This window comes from Streptomyces gobiensis (genome assembly GCF_021216675.1).
Lineage (GTDB): Bacteria > Actinomycetota > Actinomycetes > Streptomycetales > Streptomycetaceae > Streptomyces > Streptomyces gobiensis.
The window spans coordinates 3,814,109-3,830,043 of record NZ_CP086120.1; the positions used below are offsets into that span (position 1 = coordinate 3,814,109).

The 15,935-nt window shown below is 66.2% G+C and carries 13 protein-coding genes; 6 read left to right on the top strand and 7 right to left on the bottom strand.

The annotated features are described in order from the left end of the window. Nucleotides 1–540: 540 nt before the first annotated feature. From test1122_RS17910 to mgrA, 5 genes are all read right to left on the bottom strand, one after another. Entirely contained in the window at nucleotides 541–1,929 is a 1,389-nt protein-coding gene (locus test1122_RS17910; RefSeq protein WP_232270176.1) for an AAA family ATPase, read from the bottom strand. Continuing rightward, nucleotides 1,922–2,101, bottom strand: coding sequence for a hypothetical protein (locus tag test1122_RS17915; protein WP_232270177.1), 180 nt, complete (start codon nucleotides 2,099–2,101; stop codon nucleotides 1,922–1,924). Before test1122_RS17915 ends, test1122_RS17910 begins: the two co-directional genes overlap by 8 nt. 227 nt (nucleotides 2,102–2,328) lie before the next feature. Further along, entirely contained in the window at nucleotides 2,329–2,568 is a 240-nt protein-coding gene (locus test1122_RS17920) for a hypothetical protein (protein WP_232270178.1), read from the bottom strand. Between the two features lie 281 nt (nucleotides 2,569–2,849). Beyond that, a complete protein-coding gene (locus test1122_RS17925; protein ID WP_232270179.1) occupies nucleotides 2,850–4,463 on the bottom strand; it encodes a recombinase family protein in 1,614 nt (537 codons plus the stop codon). 313 nt (nucleotides 4,464–4,776) lie between these two features. Further along, nucleotides 4,777–5,820: an L-glyceraldehyde 3-phosphate reductase gene (mgrA, locus tag test1122_RS17930; RefSeq protein WP_232270180.1), complete on the bottom strand. Its 1,044-nt coding sequence runs from the start codon at nucleotides 5,818–5,820 to the stop codon at nucleotides 4,777–4,779. Between the two features lie 176 nt (nucleotides 5,821–5,996). Between mgrA and test1122_RS17935 the strand changes: the two genes are divergently transcribed. From test1122_RS17935 to test1122_RS17950, 4 genes are all read left to right on the top strand, one after another. Beyond that, entirely contained in the window at nucleotides 5,997–6,764 is a 768-nt protein-coding gene (locus test1122_RS17935; protein ID WP_232270181.1) for an isoprenyl transferase, read from the top strand. Nucleotides 6,765–7,206: 442 nt separating this feature from the next. Next, on the top strand, nucleotides 7,207–8,529 hold the full coding sequence (locus test1122_RS17940; protein WP_232270182.1) for an RNA 5'-3' helicase PhoH2: 1,323 nt from the start codon (nucleotides 7,207–7,209) through the stop codon (nucleotides 8,527–8,529). Nucleotides 8,530–9,200: 671 nt separating this feature from the next. Beyond that, entirely contained in the window at nucleotides 9,201–9,914 is a 714-nt protein-coding gene (locus tag test1122_RS17945) for an aggregation-promoting factor C-terminal-like domain-containing protein (protein WP_232270183.1), read from the top strand. A gap of 166 nt (nucleotides 9,915–10,080) precedes the next feature. Continuing rightward, a complete protein-coding gene (locus test1122_RS17950) occupies nucleotides 10,081–11,523 on the top strand; it encodes an AI-2E family transporter (RefSeq protein ID WP_232270184.1) in 1,443 nt (480 codons plus the stop codon). Here test1122_RS17950 and test1122_RS17955 read toward each other — a convergent pair. Then, nucleotides 11,517–13,310: an alpha/beta hydrolase gene (locus tag test1122_RS17955; RefSeq protein ID WP_232270185.1), complete on the bottom strand. Its 1,794-nt coding sequence runs from the start codon at nucleotides 13,308–13,310 to the stop codon at nucleotides 11,517–11,519. The genes test1122_RS17950 and test1122_RS17955 overlap by 7 nt on opposite strands. A 424-nt stretch (nucleotides 13,311–13,734) precedes the next feature. Continuing rightward, nucleotides 13,735–14,673: a hydrogen peroxide-inducible genes activator gene (locus test1122_RS17960; RefSeq protein WP_232270186.1), complete on the bottom strand. Its 939-nt coding sequence runs from the start codon at nucleotides 14,671–14,673 to the stop codon at nucleotides 13,735–13,737. Between the two features lie 160 nt (nucleotides 14,674–14,833). Between test1122_RS17960 and test1122_RS17965 the strand changes: the two genes are divergently transcribed. Both test1122_RS17965 and test1122_RS17970 read left to right on the top strand, forming a co-directional pair. After that, nucleotides 14,834–15,388 carry a peroxiredoxin gene (locus test1122_RS17965; RefSeq protein ID WP_232270187.1) on the top strand — a complete coding sequence of 185 codons (555 nt, stop codon included), beginning with the start codon at nucleotides 14,834–14,836 and terminating at the stop codon, nucleotides 15,386–15,388. Nucleotides 15,389–15,394: 6 nt separating this feature from the next. Beyond that, nucleotides 15,395–15,928 (top strand): alkyl hydroperoxide reductase, encoded by a 534-nt coding sequence (locus test1122_RS17970; RefSeq protein ID WP_232270188.1) that lies wholly within the window; start codon nucleotides 15,395–15,397, stop codon nucleotides 15,926–15,928. Nucleotides 15,929–15,935 lie beyond the last annotated feature (7 nt).

Sequence of the window (15,935 nt, forward strand, 5' to 3'; positions counted from 1 at the left end):
ACATCGTGCGTTGACTCCGTGACTTGGTCGCGTCGCGTGCGGATCGCATGGCTGATCAGGGCTGAGACTCGGCTCAAGGTGATCTGCTTCGCCTGCTCCCGTATGGCCGCACAGGTGGCATGTGTCGCCGTATATGGCGAACATGATGCGTCGTCTGGTCAAGCGAGGAATGAGAAGAATCCTGAATGGTGCAAGCTTGGGTGAGCCACACCCCCGGCACGCACCGCAGGCCTACATAGGGCCAGTATGCCGGGGGTGTCATACGGGCCTAGAAGGTACTGTGGTAGATGCTGGGCAGCTTTTCGCGGGGCCGCTCCAGGTGTTCGACCAGCTCCCGCGCTCGACCATGGCAAGCCGTTCGGCATCGTCGGCTCTATCGGTGTCATGGCAATTTCCTTCCTTCGACCAGCCATGGCTATGTCTCTGTGATCTTGCTGTGGCTATGTCTACGTCTATGTAGCTGTCGCTACGGCTACGGCTTTCGACTAGCGGGCCCTTTAATAGGGGCCCTAGCTGCTAGCCGAAGGATGCCCAGTTCGGCTAAGTGGGTTGGCTGAAGACGGCCGAACTAGCCGAAGCATCGTCCAAGGGTTCCGCTGGTCGAAGATAGGCGGTGTCCTTGCCCGCTCCCGTTTTCGTAAGAGTCCCCTGGTCACACAGTGTTTTGAGTGCGCTTTTCACGGTCGAGTCGGGCAAGTTGGTGGCCTCCATGATGGTGGCCTTGGTCATCGTTTGATTCGGCTCAAGGTCAAGAGCGATTAGCCGAACCTTGTCGTACGCCGTTGTCTGTGCGGCTACGACATCGGACCACCTAGCCGAAGCGACGACCAGCGACCGGCACTCCCGGTCGTCATGCTCGGCACCCTCTGGACGTCCGCATGAGTGCTGTTCGCACATCCGGATGTTCCAGAAGAGATCGTCCCGGTCGTCCTTCTGCTTCGTGATCTGTACCTTGGCGTAACGCTCGGTACCGGCCGTGCGCGCCATGTAGATGACGCTGTCTGCGGCGCCGTAGAGCGACCCGTGACCGCGCAGTACGTCGCCACCCTTGGTGGTGTGGTGAAGGGTGAGAATGCAGGCTCCTGTGGCCATCTGGATACGGGTCACAGCTTCGACGTACAGGCTCATCACCGACCCGTTTTCATCCAGGCCGGGAGTCACCCGGGACTGCGTGTCGATGATGACCAGTCCGGGGCGGATCTCGGCGCACACGTGCAGAATCTCGGCCAGCCACGCCTCCTCGGTGATCCGGATAGGCATAGTCAGGAAAGTCACCTTTCCCCTGAGAGGCTGGCCCGTCATAGCCTCCCAGGCGCGGACACGCTTTTTCATACCACCCGTACCCTCAGCAGCGATATACAGTACCGGCGCCTGAGTGGTGGGAATTCCCGACCATGCCAGCCCGCATCCCAGCGCGACGGACGCGGCGATATCAAGAGCAAGGAAGGATTTGTAACATCCGGGTGCTCCATAGAGCCATGCCAGGGAGTTCTTTGCCAGCAATCCGGGGGCGAGCCATTCAATAGGTGGGATCTTGTCGAGTTCTTCAGCGGTATACAGGGACGCGTCGATCTGAGCGCGAATGTCCCCTGCCTTCTCTGCCGCGTAGGCCGCCTTCACCTCGTCATGGAAGCGGAGTTCTTCTACTCCCCTCTCTTTCCGTTCGTTCTTTTTGTGTAGCTTGTCTAGTGCCTCAACATGTTCGGCACCAACCTCAGGAAAGTATTCTGCGTCAATGTCAGTATTGCCGATGAGAAGCTGGCGAACAACATCTCTTACGTTCTTGGGTGCTTTGAGAATAGCGCGTGTATAAACGGGCAGGGATTCGGCGATCTGTTCAGGGGTGAGGTTGATTACGGCTGGCTTGTGATCGACGTGATTGCATGGCTCGTACTGGTTGTGCTCCGGACATACGTTGCGCTCAGTCATCGCCACCACCGAGGAACATGAAGATCCCTTCTGGGGTGACGACGGCGACGCGTTCACCGGATGCCATGGCGGCGCGTAGCGTGTCGTGAGTGCCGCTGAGTTTGCCGGTCAAGACGGGGCATGTGGGGTCGTGGCTTACAGTCAGCCGCTGGACACCGTCAATCTGCTTCATACCGTGGCACCGGCTGTTGCAATGTGAGCAGCGATACTTGATCTTCCTGCGGGCCTTACGCCTGGCAAAATTAGACATGCGTCGATATCCTTTCTGTGCCTGTGTGATGTTGATTCAGTCGGACCAGATCCAGCTGACTCCCTTTTGACGGGCACCCCTATCCCTGGGGTGCCCGTCGCCTGCACTCTGTGGAGTTGTCAAAGATCGGTAAAGGTAAAAGGGGGATGTTAGGCCGCGCGACTGTCGTCCATCGACGGTGTGTCACTGACAGGCGGAAGCAAAGCCCGGAGCTTGTCTATCTGCTCGGGGGAAAGGGTGGGGGGATTGTCGATGACTTCCCGCATGCGCTCAGCAAGCGTGACGAATTTCAGTTCAGCCTTTTCGGCTGTCACGTCAGCGTAGGGATTCTGGCTGAGCTTTCCGCCCATACGGGAGCGCACCCGTGCTGCTTCAGGGGAGATTGGCATACGAGACCACCTTGTGTTCCAGCGGTGGATCTTCCACCGGGAAGCTAGAGCGCGGCTATCGCTCTAGGTAGGTCCCGCTCATCGCCTCTCCTATGCCGTGTAGTGTGAATTCGGGCTATGGCATAGCTTGGCGGGCGAAACCTACCCACCGCAAAGACCCCAGATCACAAAAAGCGCACGCTTGCGCTGGTCACGCCCGTAACTCAGGCAAACGTACGAGACGTAGGTCACACGAAAGCCCCAGCTCCCTTTACGGAAGCCGGGGCTCTGTCAGGCGTCGTCTACTGGTAGCGCACCACGATCCGCTCACCCACCGGCACACCGCGCCCCTTCATGACGCGCGTCTCGCCCAGCACCTCAGGGGTGAGGAGTAGCCGCAGCACCGTACGCCGTACCGACAGGGGTGCCGCTGCCCAGCGCTTGGCGATGTCCGGACCGGGCTTCAACTCGGCCAGCACAGCGGGCATACGGAGCGCCTGGGTCTGCGCCTCAAGTCCCCGGATTTCGGCGCGCATGTCGTCGATGGCCTGAGACTTGTACTCAATCTCGGACGGCTTACGGGGGCGCCAGTCCTCAAGTTCGCCCAGTTCCGCCCTCAGAGACTTGATCCGGTCTTCAGCGGCCTCGGCCTTGGCCTCATCCTTTGGAGTCGCCGAAAAGTCCCGGTACACCGCGTCACTGGCCAGATAGCGCAGCACCATACCGGGCTTCTCGGCCGTACCGATCAGCTCCATGTCGACAGGGTCTTTCTTGATCTCCACGCATCCGCGCGGACATACGAAGATCCCGCCGTTCCGGCTACGCACGCTGAGGGGGGTGGCTTCACCGTCGTCGGTACGGCAGTAGCCACACCGGAGGATGCGGCCAAGTTCGTGCTTCGGCTGCCCGGAGTCCGACGTACGGCGCTTCGGGTCGTTCAACCGTCGTTGCACCTCGTCAAAGACGCCCTTAGAGACGAGCGCGGGCCATGTGCCCTTGTAGAGCGTGCCCCTGTGATTGCGCGTGCCCTTGCCCTTGTCCTTGTCGTCTGGGTACTCGGCGTACACGACACGCTGGGCGATCTCGCGTAGCTGCTCGGGGCTGAACGGCTTAGGCTTCCCAGAGCCCGACTTACCGCCGCGCTTCTCACCCTTGTTCAAGATCCCCCGTGCCTTGAAGTCAGCGGCGATGGCGTACAGGGTGTGAGCCTTGGCCAGCCGATTGAACAACTCGGCGATGATCCCGCTCCATGACTTGTCGCCCCGTGCGGCGGGAGTCGGATCGGGCTCCCAGTTGATCAACTTGCCGTTGCGGGAGTCGTACACCGGCCGGTAGCCGTAGGGGCACTTGCCGTACGGGCGCCCTTGCTTGGCTGCCTTGTTCACTCCGCGCTGCACCCCTTCACTGATCTTGCCCCCTGCGTACTCGGCGTCTACGGCATCCTCTTGCAGGGTGCGCCGGTCACGGTTGTTGGACGGATCGTAGAGACGGCCATGGGTCGTGACGTAGACCCGCTTCCCCTTCTCTTCGAGTAGGTCAATCAGCGTGCACCACTCACCGGCCCTCCGGGAGCCACGGGCACTCTCGAAGATCACCAATACGTCGTCGGTGAAGGCGTCGGACTCCAGGTCGCTCATGAGCCGCTCGAAGTCGTCACGGGACTTCCCCTTGAAGTCGTCACGGGACTTCCCCTTGCGCTTCCAGGCTCCGATGTTGTTATCGGTATACGTCCCGGTGATCGTGATGGGCGGGTAGTGCTGCGCCGCCCCCTCGCGGTTGGCATCGCTCTGAGACTCGACCGAGTCACCGCGCCCCCGCTTGTCCTGAGATGCCCGGAGGTACTGGCGTCCGGTGAGCAGTGCCGGAACGGTAGCGGGGGCGGGTGCTGCGGTGAGGGTGTCGGCGTACGGCGTCATGGCGGGCTCCCGTGTGTCGAGTGCTGCTGTATCGACAACACTGCCCGGCAAGCCCCTTATTCCAAACTGTCTGCACTCGCAGCCCCGCGAGGGGCTGTGGGTGGGCACAACCCGGCCACCGGCCCGCACCGGACCAACCCGGGGCCCCGGGGCGAAGCCCCGGTTTCCGGGAAGGGGCGGGATACGGGGAAACCCACCCACGGCACCCCCGCAGCCGGGCGAAGCCCCGCCACGCGGCGGAGCCGCATACCGGCACAGCCGGGAAGGGGCGGGCATAGGGGAAACCCACCCACGGGGCACCCAGCCCCGCGGGTCAGCTTTCGCTGCTGCGGGCCCAGATATTCGCCCCGGGCGTCGAAACCGCGTAAGCATCGATCTCCGCCAGCTCCGCCGGCACCAGCTTCGGCCCACCCAGCGCCGCGACATTCGCCTCCAGCTGCGCCACGCTGCTCGCACCGATCAGCGCCGAGGTCATCCGCTCATCCCGCAGCACCCAGCTCAGCGCAAGCTGTGCCAGGGACTGGCCACGGCGCTCGGCGATGGCGTTCAGCGCGCGGAGCCGCCGCACGACCTCGTCCGTCAGCAGCGCCGGCTTCAGCGATATGCCCCGGGCGGCGCGTGATCCCTCCGGGATGCCCCGCAGGTACTTGTCGGTCAGCAGCCCCTGCGCCAGCGGAGCGAAGCAGATGCAGCCCATACCCTCCGCCGCCAGGGTGTCGAGGAGGCCATCCTCCTCGGTCCACCGGTTGATCATGGAGTACGACGGCTGGTGGATCAGCGCCGGTACACCCATCTCCCGCAGCAGCCGGGCCGCCTCACGGGTGCGCTCGGAGTTGTACGAGGACACCCCCACATACAGCGCCTTGCCCTGCTGCACGGCGGAGGCCAGCGCGCCCATGGTCTCCTCAAGCGGAGTGTCCGGGTCAAAGCGGTGCGAGTAGAAGATGTCGACGTAGTCGAGGCCCATCCGCTTCAGGGAGGCGTCGAGCGAGGACAGCAGATACTTGCGCGAGCCCCACTCCCCGTAAGGGCCCGGGCGCATCAGATAGCCGGCCTTGGTCGAGATGACCAGCTCATCCCGGTACGGCCGGAAGTCCCGCGCCAGCAGCTTGCCGAAGTTGGACTCGGCCGAGCCGGGCGGCGGTCCGTAGTTGTTCGCCAGATCGAAGTGGGTGACACCCAGATCGAAGGCGCGGCGCAGAATGTCGCGCTGGGTGGTGAGGGCGCGGTCATCGCCGAAGTTCTGCCACAGGCCCAGTGAGATGGTGGGGAGCTTGAGGCCGCTGCGGCCGGTGCGGCGGTACTCCATCGCGTCATAGCGGGAGTCGGTCGCACGGTAGTGCGAGTTGTCGTTCATGGTTCCCATTCTGGGGGGACCGGGGGCAAGGCCGGCCGGGGCCACCGGACACTCCGCACGCTGATGATCACCGGACTATCACGGACCTGTGACAGTTCCGGTGCGTCTCCGGCTCGTCCGGCTGTACGAACTCGCAGTAGGCTGCCTGAGGCTTGGGACAGCAGGAAAGGGCGGACATGAAGCAGAAGCTGCGTGACCTGGTGGTCCGGCTCTACTCCCACCGGGTGGAGGGCCGTCTGGACCCTGCCCAGGTACCCAAGCACATTGGAGTGATCCTGGACGGCAATCGCCGCTGGGCACGCGCGGCCGGGGGAACGACCGAGCAGGGGCACCGGGCCGGCGCGGAGAGGATCCAGGAGCTGCTGGGCTGGTGCGCCGAGACGGATGTCGAGGTGGTCACCCTCTGGCTGCTGTCGACCGACAATCTGGACCGGCCGGAGGAAGAGCTGACGCTGCTGCTCGGCATCATCGAGGACACGGTCCGCGATCTGGCCGCGGATGGACGCTGGCGCGTGCATCATGTCGGAACGCCTGATCTGCTGCCGGGCCGTACCCAGCGGGTGCTGAAGGAAGCGGAGGCGGTGGCCGGGGACCGGGACGGGATACTGGTCAATGTCGCCGTGGGCTACGGCGGGCGGCAGGAGATCGCCGACGCCGTCCGCTCGCTGCTGGCCGAGCGGGCCGAGCGGGGGGAAACGCTCGCCGACCTCGCCGAGAAGCTCGAAGTCGAGGACATCGCGGAACACCTCTACACCCGGGGGCAGCCCGATCCGGACCTGGTCATCCGGACCAGCGGAGAGCAGCGGCTCTCCGGCTTCATGCTCTGGCAGAGCGCGCACTCGGAGTACTACTTCTGCGAGGTCTTCTGGCCTGCCTTCCGTAAGGTCGACTTCCTGCGCGCCCTGCGCGACTACGCCGCGCGCCACCGCCGTTACGGAGGCTAGCTCCAGAAACCTGCCGCGGGGTGGACGCACCGTCGGTGGCTGGTGTGGGTGGTGGGTTGCCTTGCGGGGCTGACCCCGGAAACCTGCCGCGGGGTGGACGCACCGTCGGTGGTTGGTGTGGGTGGTGGGTTGCCTCGCGGGGTTGGGTCTGTGCGTCGTTAACGATCCCTGTTAATGATCTGTGTTAACGATCTGTTTTCCCGCCCGACCGCATATGCCATGGCATGCGGTCGGGTGATCGGGGGAATACCCCTTCCAGGCCGGCGTCCGGACCACGGGCGCTGGTTCTCGGGAGGCCCTTTGCTCACCACGGACGACCGCACGCACCGTGCGGAGGACGCGGAGGGCCGGCGCTCGGCCCGTGCAGAGGGTCGGAGCCCGGTCTCTTCCCCCGCGACGCCGAAGTCGCGTACCAACCTCTTCCGAGGGGGTTCGTCCATCCGTGGTGACCAGCAAGAAGCGCCGCGATAACGATCGGCGCACGTATGTCATCGACACCAGCGTCCTGCTCGCCGACCCGGCGGCCATGGCCCGCTTCGATGAGCACGAGGTTGTGCTCCCGGTGGTCGTGGTCACGGAGTTGGAGGCCAAGCGCCACCATCCGGAGCTGGGCTACTTCGCCCGTCAGGCCCTGCGGAGGCTCGATGAGTACCGCATCCGCCACGGGCGGCTGGACGCTCCCATTCCGATTGGAGAGGTCGGAGGAACGATTCGGGTCGAGCTGAACCACTCGGACCCCGGCATACTGCCCGCCGGTTTCCGGCTGGGAGACAATGACTCGCGCATCCTGGCCGTCGCGCGGAACCTTCAGGCCGAGGGGTACGACGTCACCGTCGTCTCCAAGGATCTGCCGCTGCGTATCAAGGCCTCATCCGTCGGTCTGCTCGCCGAGGAGTACCGCGCGGAACTGGCCATCACGGACTCCGGCTGGACCGGGATGAGCGAGCTGATCCTCCCCGGTGAGGACATCGACGAGCTGTTCGCGGCCGAGAGCGTGTTCGTGCCGGAGGCGGCCGACTTCCCGGTGCACACCGGGCTGGTGCTCCAGTCCGAGAAGGGCAAGGCACTGGGGCGGGTCACGTCCGAGGGGCGGATCAAGCTCGTCCGGGGCGACCGGGAGGCGTTCGGTATCCACGGGCGGTCCGCGGAGCAGCGGATCGCGCTGGATCTGCTGCTCGACCCAGAGGTCGGCATCGTCTCGATGGGCGGCCGGGCGGGCACCGGCAAGTCCGCGCTCGCCCTGTGCGCGGGACTTGAGGCTGTACTGGAACGGCGGCAGCACCGCAAGGTGATGGTCTTCCGGCCGCTGTACGCGGTCGGCGGCCAGGACCTCGGCTATCTGCCGGGCACCGCGGACGAGAAGATGAACCCCTGGGCGCAGGCGGTCTTCGACACGCTGTCCGCGGTGACCTCGCGTGAGGTGATAGAGGAGGTTGTGGCCCGCGGCATGCTGGAGGTGCTGCCGCTCACGCATATCCGTGGCCGGTCGCTCCATGATGCGTTTGTCATCGTGGACGAGGCCCAATCGCTGGAGCGGAACGTTCTGTTGACCGTTCTGTCCAGGATTGGGCAGGACTCCCGGGTTGTCCTGACGCATGATGTCGCTCAGCGCGACAATCTTCGCGTTGGGCGGTATGACGGCGTGGTCGCCGTCGTGGAGAAGTTGAAGGGGCACCCGCTCTTTGCTCATGTGACCCTTACGCGTTCGGAGCGGTCTCCGATTGCGGCGCTGGTGACCGAAATGCTTGAGGAGGGCCGGGTCTAACCTCTTTGTCACCCCCGCTGGGTGGCCCCCGGCGGGGTGGGGGCTGGCCCTGTGCCCGCCCCTTCCCGGCTGTGCCGATATGCGGCTTCCGCCGCGTGGCGCGGGGCTTTGCCCGGTTGCGGGGTGCCGGGGGTACGTTCCCCAATTCCCGCCCCTTCCCGGAAACCGGGGCTTCGCCCCGGGGCCCCGGGGGTTGGCCGGGTGCGGGCCGGTGGCCGGGTGTTGTGCCCACCCTCCCCCAGCTAACGCTGGGAGGTGCCCCCACGCCCTGCGGAACGACTGCCCACAACACTTGGGGAGACCCTTTGGTGTGCGGGGAGCCGTAGAGAGTAGTGGGGGGAGGGTCAACCGCGCTCGCTTTTCCGTAAAACGCCAGGGGCAAACGCGGTGTGACCTTTCCCACGTGGCACGGAATTGCCTCAACCCTCTTGCGTCCGGCAGGGTGTGGTTCCTGTCAGGCCCCGCATACGGCACACAGGCACCTCCAGGGGTGCAGTACCGCACAACTCAACAGCTAGCGCAGCCGTATGCCGCCCGAAGCACCACGCGGGATCCCCATATAGGGGACCCATCCGGGCCCGTACCTCCAGTGGCCAGTATGAGGAGGTCAGCGCCAGGGGCACGATTGCGCCCGCGGGGTCACTGACGCGGGCACGCTGGAAGGAAACCGTGTGACTCGGATTTCGGTCCGGGGATTCGCCGTAGCGTCCGCCACCGCGGTGACCACCGTCGGCGCCGTCGTCGGTGTGGCCTCGGGAAGCGAACAGGGCGCGGCCGACAAGGTCGAGGCCACTGCCGCTGACGCGACGCTCCTCGCAGACATACCCGCGGGTGGCAACACCCAGGTACAGACCGCGTCCTTGACGCAGCAGGCGGACGCGCAGTCCGACGCTGCCAACGCGGCCGCCAAGAAGTCCGCGGAGGAAAGCGCCCGTGTGCAGGCCGCCAAGGACGCGGCGGCCAAGAAGCAGGCGCTCGAGGAGGCGAAGGCCGCTGCCGAGAAGGCGGCCAAGGAGCGCGCGGAGCGTGAGGCCGCGAGCCGCGCCGCGGAGCGCGAGGCCGCCTCGGCGAGCTTCGCCCAGCAGGCCTCGTACAGCGTCGCCGACGTCAAAGCCATGGCCCAGCAGATCGTGGGCGGCGGCCAGTACCAGTGCTTCTCCAATATCGTGGAGCGCGAGTCCGGCTGGAACTACAAGGCCCAGAACCCGTCCTCGGGCGCCTACGGTCTCGTCCAGGCGCTGCCCGGCTCGAAGATGGCTTCGGCGGGCGCCGACTGGCGGACCAACCCGGCAACCCAGATCAAGTGGGGCCTCAACTACATGAACGACCGCTATGGCAGCCCCTGTGGCGCTTGGGAGTTCTGGCAGGCCAACCACTGGTACTAATGAGTCCGGTATCAGCCCGGAATCGGTCCAGACCTGCGTACGGTGCCCCCGCCCCCACTTGGGGGGTGGGGGCATCGCGCGTCTGACGGTAAGCAACCTCTGACCCCGGTAACGTCGTCCCCTGGTGGGAACGTCATCAGGTGCGAGCGGGGGCGAAGGAAGCGGGATGTCAAGACTTCAGCGGCTCAGGGCGGGGATGTCGCGTATGGGTGCGCGCATGGCCGAGTACCGGGCCCAGGCCGAGCGCGAACGCGATGAGCGGAAGCGCGAACGGCGGATAAGAGCAGAGCAGGAGACGGCCGAGGCGGCGCCCCCGCCGCCACAGGATCTCCCCTCGCCGTCCGAGAGACCGGAGCCCGCCGCCGTCATCCCGTGGGGCATGCGCGTCGCCGCCGAGGCGGGCTGGCGGCTGCTCGTCCTCGCCGGTGTCATCTGGGTGCTGATGCAGGTGCTCGCAGCGATCAGCCTGCTGATCATCGCCGTCTCGGCCGGTCTGCTGATCACGGCGCTCCTGCAGCCGACCGTCTCCCGGCTCAAGCGGTTGGGACTGGGCCGCGGCCCGGCGACCACCCTCACCTTCGTCGGCGGTTTCGCCGGCATCGGCCTGGTCGGATGGTTTGTCGTCTGGCAGGTCATAGAGAACGTCGACGACCTCGTTGAGCAGGTCCAGAACGGCATCGACGATCTGCGTCAGTGGATTCTCGCCAGCCCCTTCAAGGTCACCGAGGACCAGCTCAATGAGTACGCCGAAAATCTGAGCAGGTGGGTCGGTGAGCACAGCCAGGAGCTGACCAGCGCCGGGCTGGAAGGCGCCCAGTATGTGGTGACGTTCTTCACCGGTGCGGCGCTCGCCGCGTTCGTCACCCTCTTCCTGCTCTACGACGGCCGCCGTATCTGGCAGTGGGTTTTGAAGTTCGTGCCCTTCTCGGCACGGGAAGGTGTCGCGGGCGCGGGACCGCGCGCCTGGGTCACGCTCACCGGATATGTGCGCGGGACGGTGATAGTGGCTCTCATCGACGCCATTGGCATTGGCGTCGGCATCTATATCCTCGGCGTCCCCATGGCGGTGCCGCTGGCCGTCATCGTCTTTCTGTTCGCCTTCATCCCGATCGTCGGTGCGGTCATCTCCGGGGCGCTGGCCGTGCTGGTGGCCTTTGTCACCAAGGGGCTGGCTACCGCGCTGCTGGCGCTGGCCGTGGTACTGATCGTCCAGCAGATCGAGAGCCATGTGCTGCAACCGTTCATCCTGGGCCGCCTGGTGCGGGTGCACCCGCTCGCGGTGGTTCTCGCGGTGACCGGTGGCACGCTGCTCGCCGGTATCCCGGGCGCGGTGGTAGCCGTGCCGGTGGTGGCGGTGGCCAATACGGTCGTTACCTATCTACGTGCGTACGCCGAGCAACAGCATCCAACCGTCGGCGTCCTCCATGGCTCCACCGCCTCGGAGGTCTCCCCGGCCGTGCCGGCCCTGCTACAGGGCGAGAAGCTGCCCACCGGAGGGACGGCCGAGTCGGACTGCGGGGAGGAAACCCCGCGGCCCCCGGATGGTCCTGGTGGTCCTGGTGGTCCCGGTGGGTCCGGCAGTGCCGGAAGTCCGGGAGCCGGTCAGTAGGGCGCCTCGTGCGCCTCGGCGAAGGCCTTCAGCCGGAGCGTATCCGCGTCCGTCCAGCCCTTCGGCGGCGCCACCGCCGCCCAGCCCTCCACGGCGTTCGTACCGTAACGGTGGCCGTGGGGGGCCTCGACCCCGTAGGACGTCGCCAGATCCATGGACGTCTGCCAGAAGGTGACAAACGGGAACCAGTTCACCTCTTCGGTGACATCCGGTCCCACCGGTTCACGTAGCCACTCGGGGCGCTTGATCGCCAGATCCGGTGACCACCACACGATCGGATCCGAGGCGTTCTGGAGGTAGACCACCCTCGGCCTCTCCCATGGCGCGCCCTCGGGGAGCCGCAGATCCCGCTGCGGATACTGCGCGAAGCGCACATGCCGTCCGCGGTCGTAGACGGGCCGCCACACCGGGCTGCCCGGCTCCCGGCCCTGGGTGACCTGAGTCCAGATGGGGCTGTAGTTCGGTGGGCCGACCAGCAGTGCGCCATCGGCCTTGGCCAGCAGATCGTCGATCCCGTCGTAGGAGTCCTCGATCGCCGTAACGCCCATGCTCTCCCCGAAGACCACCAGCTGCGGCTGCTTGTTCTTCGGCCGCTCCGCCAGCTTGGCGTTCACGGCCGTGATCAGCTCCCGGGTGGCGCGCCCGGCTTCCTCCCGGTCCACGACGAACGACACCCAGCTCGGCAGATACGAATACTGCACGGCGACAATCGCCGTATCGCCGTTGTGCATGTACTCCAGCGGTTCGGCCGTACGGGGGTCCACCCAGCCGCTGGCCGTGGTCCCCGCGATGGCCAGCACCGAACGGTCGAAGGCGCCGGTCCGCTCCAGCTCCGCGATGGCCAGCTCGGCCTGCTCCGTGTACGACTCATGGCCCGCCCGGCCGACGTAGACCCGGATCGGGTCCATCGCGGGACGCTTGGTGAAGGAGCTGATCTGCTCCTTGCTGAGCACGCTGCCGGTGAAGTTCCGGCCCTGATAGCCCAGATCATCCCAGTGGATCAGGGACTCCGGGCTGCCTGAGACCAGGCGGGAGCCGGACTGGATGATGCCGTCCTTGGTGCTCTTGTCGGTGTTGGCCGCGATGCGGGAGGCGATGTCGACGACTCCCCGGTCGAAGATCACGTTCTTGGTGCCGAACACCACCAGCATCGCGCTGATCAGCAGCGCGGCGATAACCGCGACCGGCTGCGGCACAAACCGGAGCAGCAGCCGGGTCAGCTCCCGGGTGCCGACCCGTACGAACCGGGCCACCAGCAGCGCCAGCCAGCAGATCGCGGTCGCGATCAGCGCGATCATCATCGAGTGCCAGGTCAGCGTGGGCGGCAGCTCCTGGAGCTTGCGCAGCTCCCGCTGCATACGGGCGCTCTCCGACAGCAGCAGCACGGTCAGCAGCGGGCTGAGTACGAAATATGCCTGCCAGGCCCGCGCTCGTATCCGCTGCTGCGTCTCCTCGCTGGGCCGCCAGCGCACCACCATGGGAATGACCCAGCTCAGCAGGCAGCCCAGCGCGTAGCCGATTGCCGCCGTGATGCCGCCGATGACGCCCTGGAGATACCAGGGCCGGGGGACCAGGGAAGGGGTCAGCGACAGCCAGAAGAAGACGGTGGCGACCGTGGTCGCCGTCAGATCGGGCCACCGCCGCACCAGCCAGGTCTCATCGGGACGGTCCCAGTACGGTTTGCGGGCGATCTGAGCGGTGCGCTGGGCGACCCGCAGCACAAAGAGGAGGGCCGGGGCGCGCTGTGACTGGCTGACAGGGGCCCGTCCCCCCGCGGCATCCAGCATCAGCGCCTCTCCCGGGCCCATTGGTGCGACATCTGGCGTCACCGTAAACGATCTGACGCCACCTCCACTGACGCATCCTTCCGGAAGAGGGTTGCTTGGGGCTGGTTGGCTGAACCGCCCCCAGACCCCCACCATGTTGGGAGGTGCCCCCAGGGAGGTGCCCCCAGCCCCGCGAGGGGCGTGGGCCCGCCCTGCTGCGCACCCACCCACCGACACCAGCCACGACGCTCCGGCCCGCCCCGCAACGGAGCTCGCGACGCTTGGTGGGCACAACACCGGCCACCGGCCCGCACCCGGCCCCCGGGCCCCGGGCCCCGGGGCGAAGCCCCGGTTACGGGAAGGGGCGGGGTAGGGGAAACCCCGATACGGGCGGTGGTGCGTCCTCGGGTCGTCTTCGCCGATGAGTAACCGCCGAACGCAGCCGTTACGGGGCTATGCGGACCGGCAACGTGCTCAGGGCCTCCTTCAGGGAGGCTGCGAAGGTCTCGAACTCCTGCTGGCGGGCGGTGCCCGTGCGCATGGCCAGCGCGATACGCCGGGCGGGCACCGGTTCGGCGAAGTCACCGGTGGCGAGGAGCTCGCTGCGGGCGGTCTCAACCCGCAGTGCGGTACGGGGCAGCAGCGTCACACCCAGCCCGCCCGCCACCAGCTGGACCAGCGTGGAGAGTCCGGCCGCGCTCGTGGGCGCCGCCTCCCGGCAGATGTCCAGAGCCTGGTCACGCAGGCAGTGCCCCTCATCGAGCAGCAGCAGCGTCAGATCGCGCAGCGTCTCCCGGGGAATGTCGCGCCGCCCGGCCAGCTCATGGCCGGGCGGCATCGCCAGCACGAAGTCCTCGTCGAAAAGAGGCAGTTCGGTGACGCCGGGCGCGCCCAGCGGCACGGCGAGCAGCAGCAGATCGAGCCGTCCATGGGCCAGCCCGTCCAGCAGAGACGCCGTCTGCTCTTCATGGACCTGGAGGCCGAGCTGCGGATAGCTGCGCTGGACCAGCCGCAGCACGGTGGGCAGCAGATACGGCGCACAGGTCGGGATCACCCCGAGCCGCAGCGATCCGGTGAACGGGGCGCGGGCCGCCTCCGCCTCCTGTTGCAGTTCACCCACCGCGTCCAGGATCGTACGGGCCCGTACGGCAAGCCGCTCCCCGGCAGGGGAGAGCAGCACCTTACGGGTCGTACGCTCCAGCAGCTGCACGCCAAGCGTCTCCTCCAGCGCGGCGACGGCGCCGGACAGGGCGGGCTGGCTCATCCCGATCTCGGCCGCGGCTTCGCGGAAGTGCAGATGCTCGGCGACCGCCGCAAAGGCCCTGAGCTGGGAAAAACTGGGCTGGCGCGGTTTGCTCGCTACTTTGCTCGCTGCTTTGCTCACTGTTTTGCTCGCCGCCGTGGGCACTGATAGCTACCTCCGATCAACCACGCCGAGTCTAGCTATTTCTGCGATCAATGTGCGTTGTGACAGGGTGGTGCTCCGTCCAACCCTCAGGAAAAAGCCCCCAAAAAGGGACTTTCCTATGCTTCAAGGAGAGCGCGTGCTCACTGTCGGTGACCAGTTCCCCACGTTCGACCTGACCGCTTGTGTGTCGCTTGAGAGCGGCAAGGAGTTTGCCCAGATCGACCACAAGACGTTCGAGGGCAAGTGGAAGGTCGTCTTCTTCTGGCCGAAGGACTTCACCTTCGTCTGCCCGACCGAGATCGCCGCCTTCGGCAAGCTGAACGACGAGTTCGCCGACCGTGACGCGCAGATCCTGGGCGCCTCCGGCGACTCCGAGTTTGTGCACCACGCCTGGCGCAAGGACCACGACGACCTGCGCGACCTGCCCTTCCCGATGCTGGCCGACTCCAAGCACGAGCTGATGCGGGACTGCGGCGTGGAGGGCGAGGACGGCTTCGCGCAGCGTGCCGTCTTCATCGTCGACCCGAACAACGAGATCCAGTTCACCATGGTGACCGCCGGCTCTGTCGGCCGTAACCCCAAGGAGGTTCTGCGGGTCCTCGACGCCCTGCAGACCGACGAGCTGTGCCCCTGCAACTGGACCAAGGGCGAGAACACCCTTGACCCGGTCAAGCTTCTCTCGGGCGAGTGATCTGACGTGGCTCTCAACGACCTCAAGTCGGCGCTGCCCGACTACGCCAAGGATTTGAAGCTCAACCTCGGTTCGGTCATCGGCAACTCCGACCTGCCGCCGCAGCAGCTGTGGGGCACGGTGCTGGCCTGTGCGATCGCCTCGCGTTCACCCAGGGTGCTGACCGAGCTGGAGCCGGAGGCGAAGGCGAACCTGACCGCCGAGGCGTACACCGCGGCGAAGTCGGCCGCCGCCGTCATGGCGATGAACAACGTCTTCTACCGGACCCGCCACCTGCTGTCGGACGCGGAGTACGGCAACCTGCGCGCGGGTCTGCGGATGAACGTCATCGGCAATCCGGGTGTGGAGAAGGCCGACTTCGAGCTGTGGTCGCTGGCCGTCTCCGCCATCAACGGCTGCGGTATGTGCCTTGACTCGCATGAGCAGGTGCTCCGCAAGGCGGGCGTGGACCGCGAGACGATCCAGGAAGCGTTCAAGATCGCGTCCGTCATTCAGGCGGTCGGCGCGACCCTCGACGCGGAGGCCGTCCTTGCGGAGTAAGCGAGCG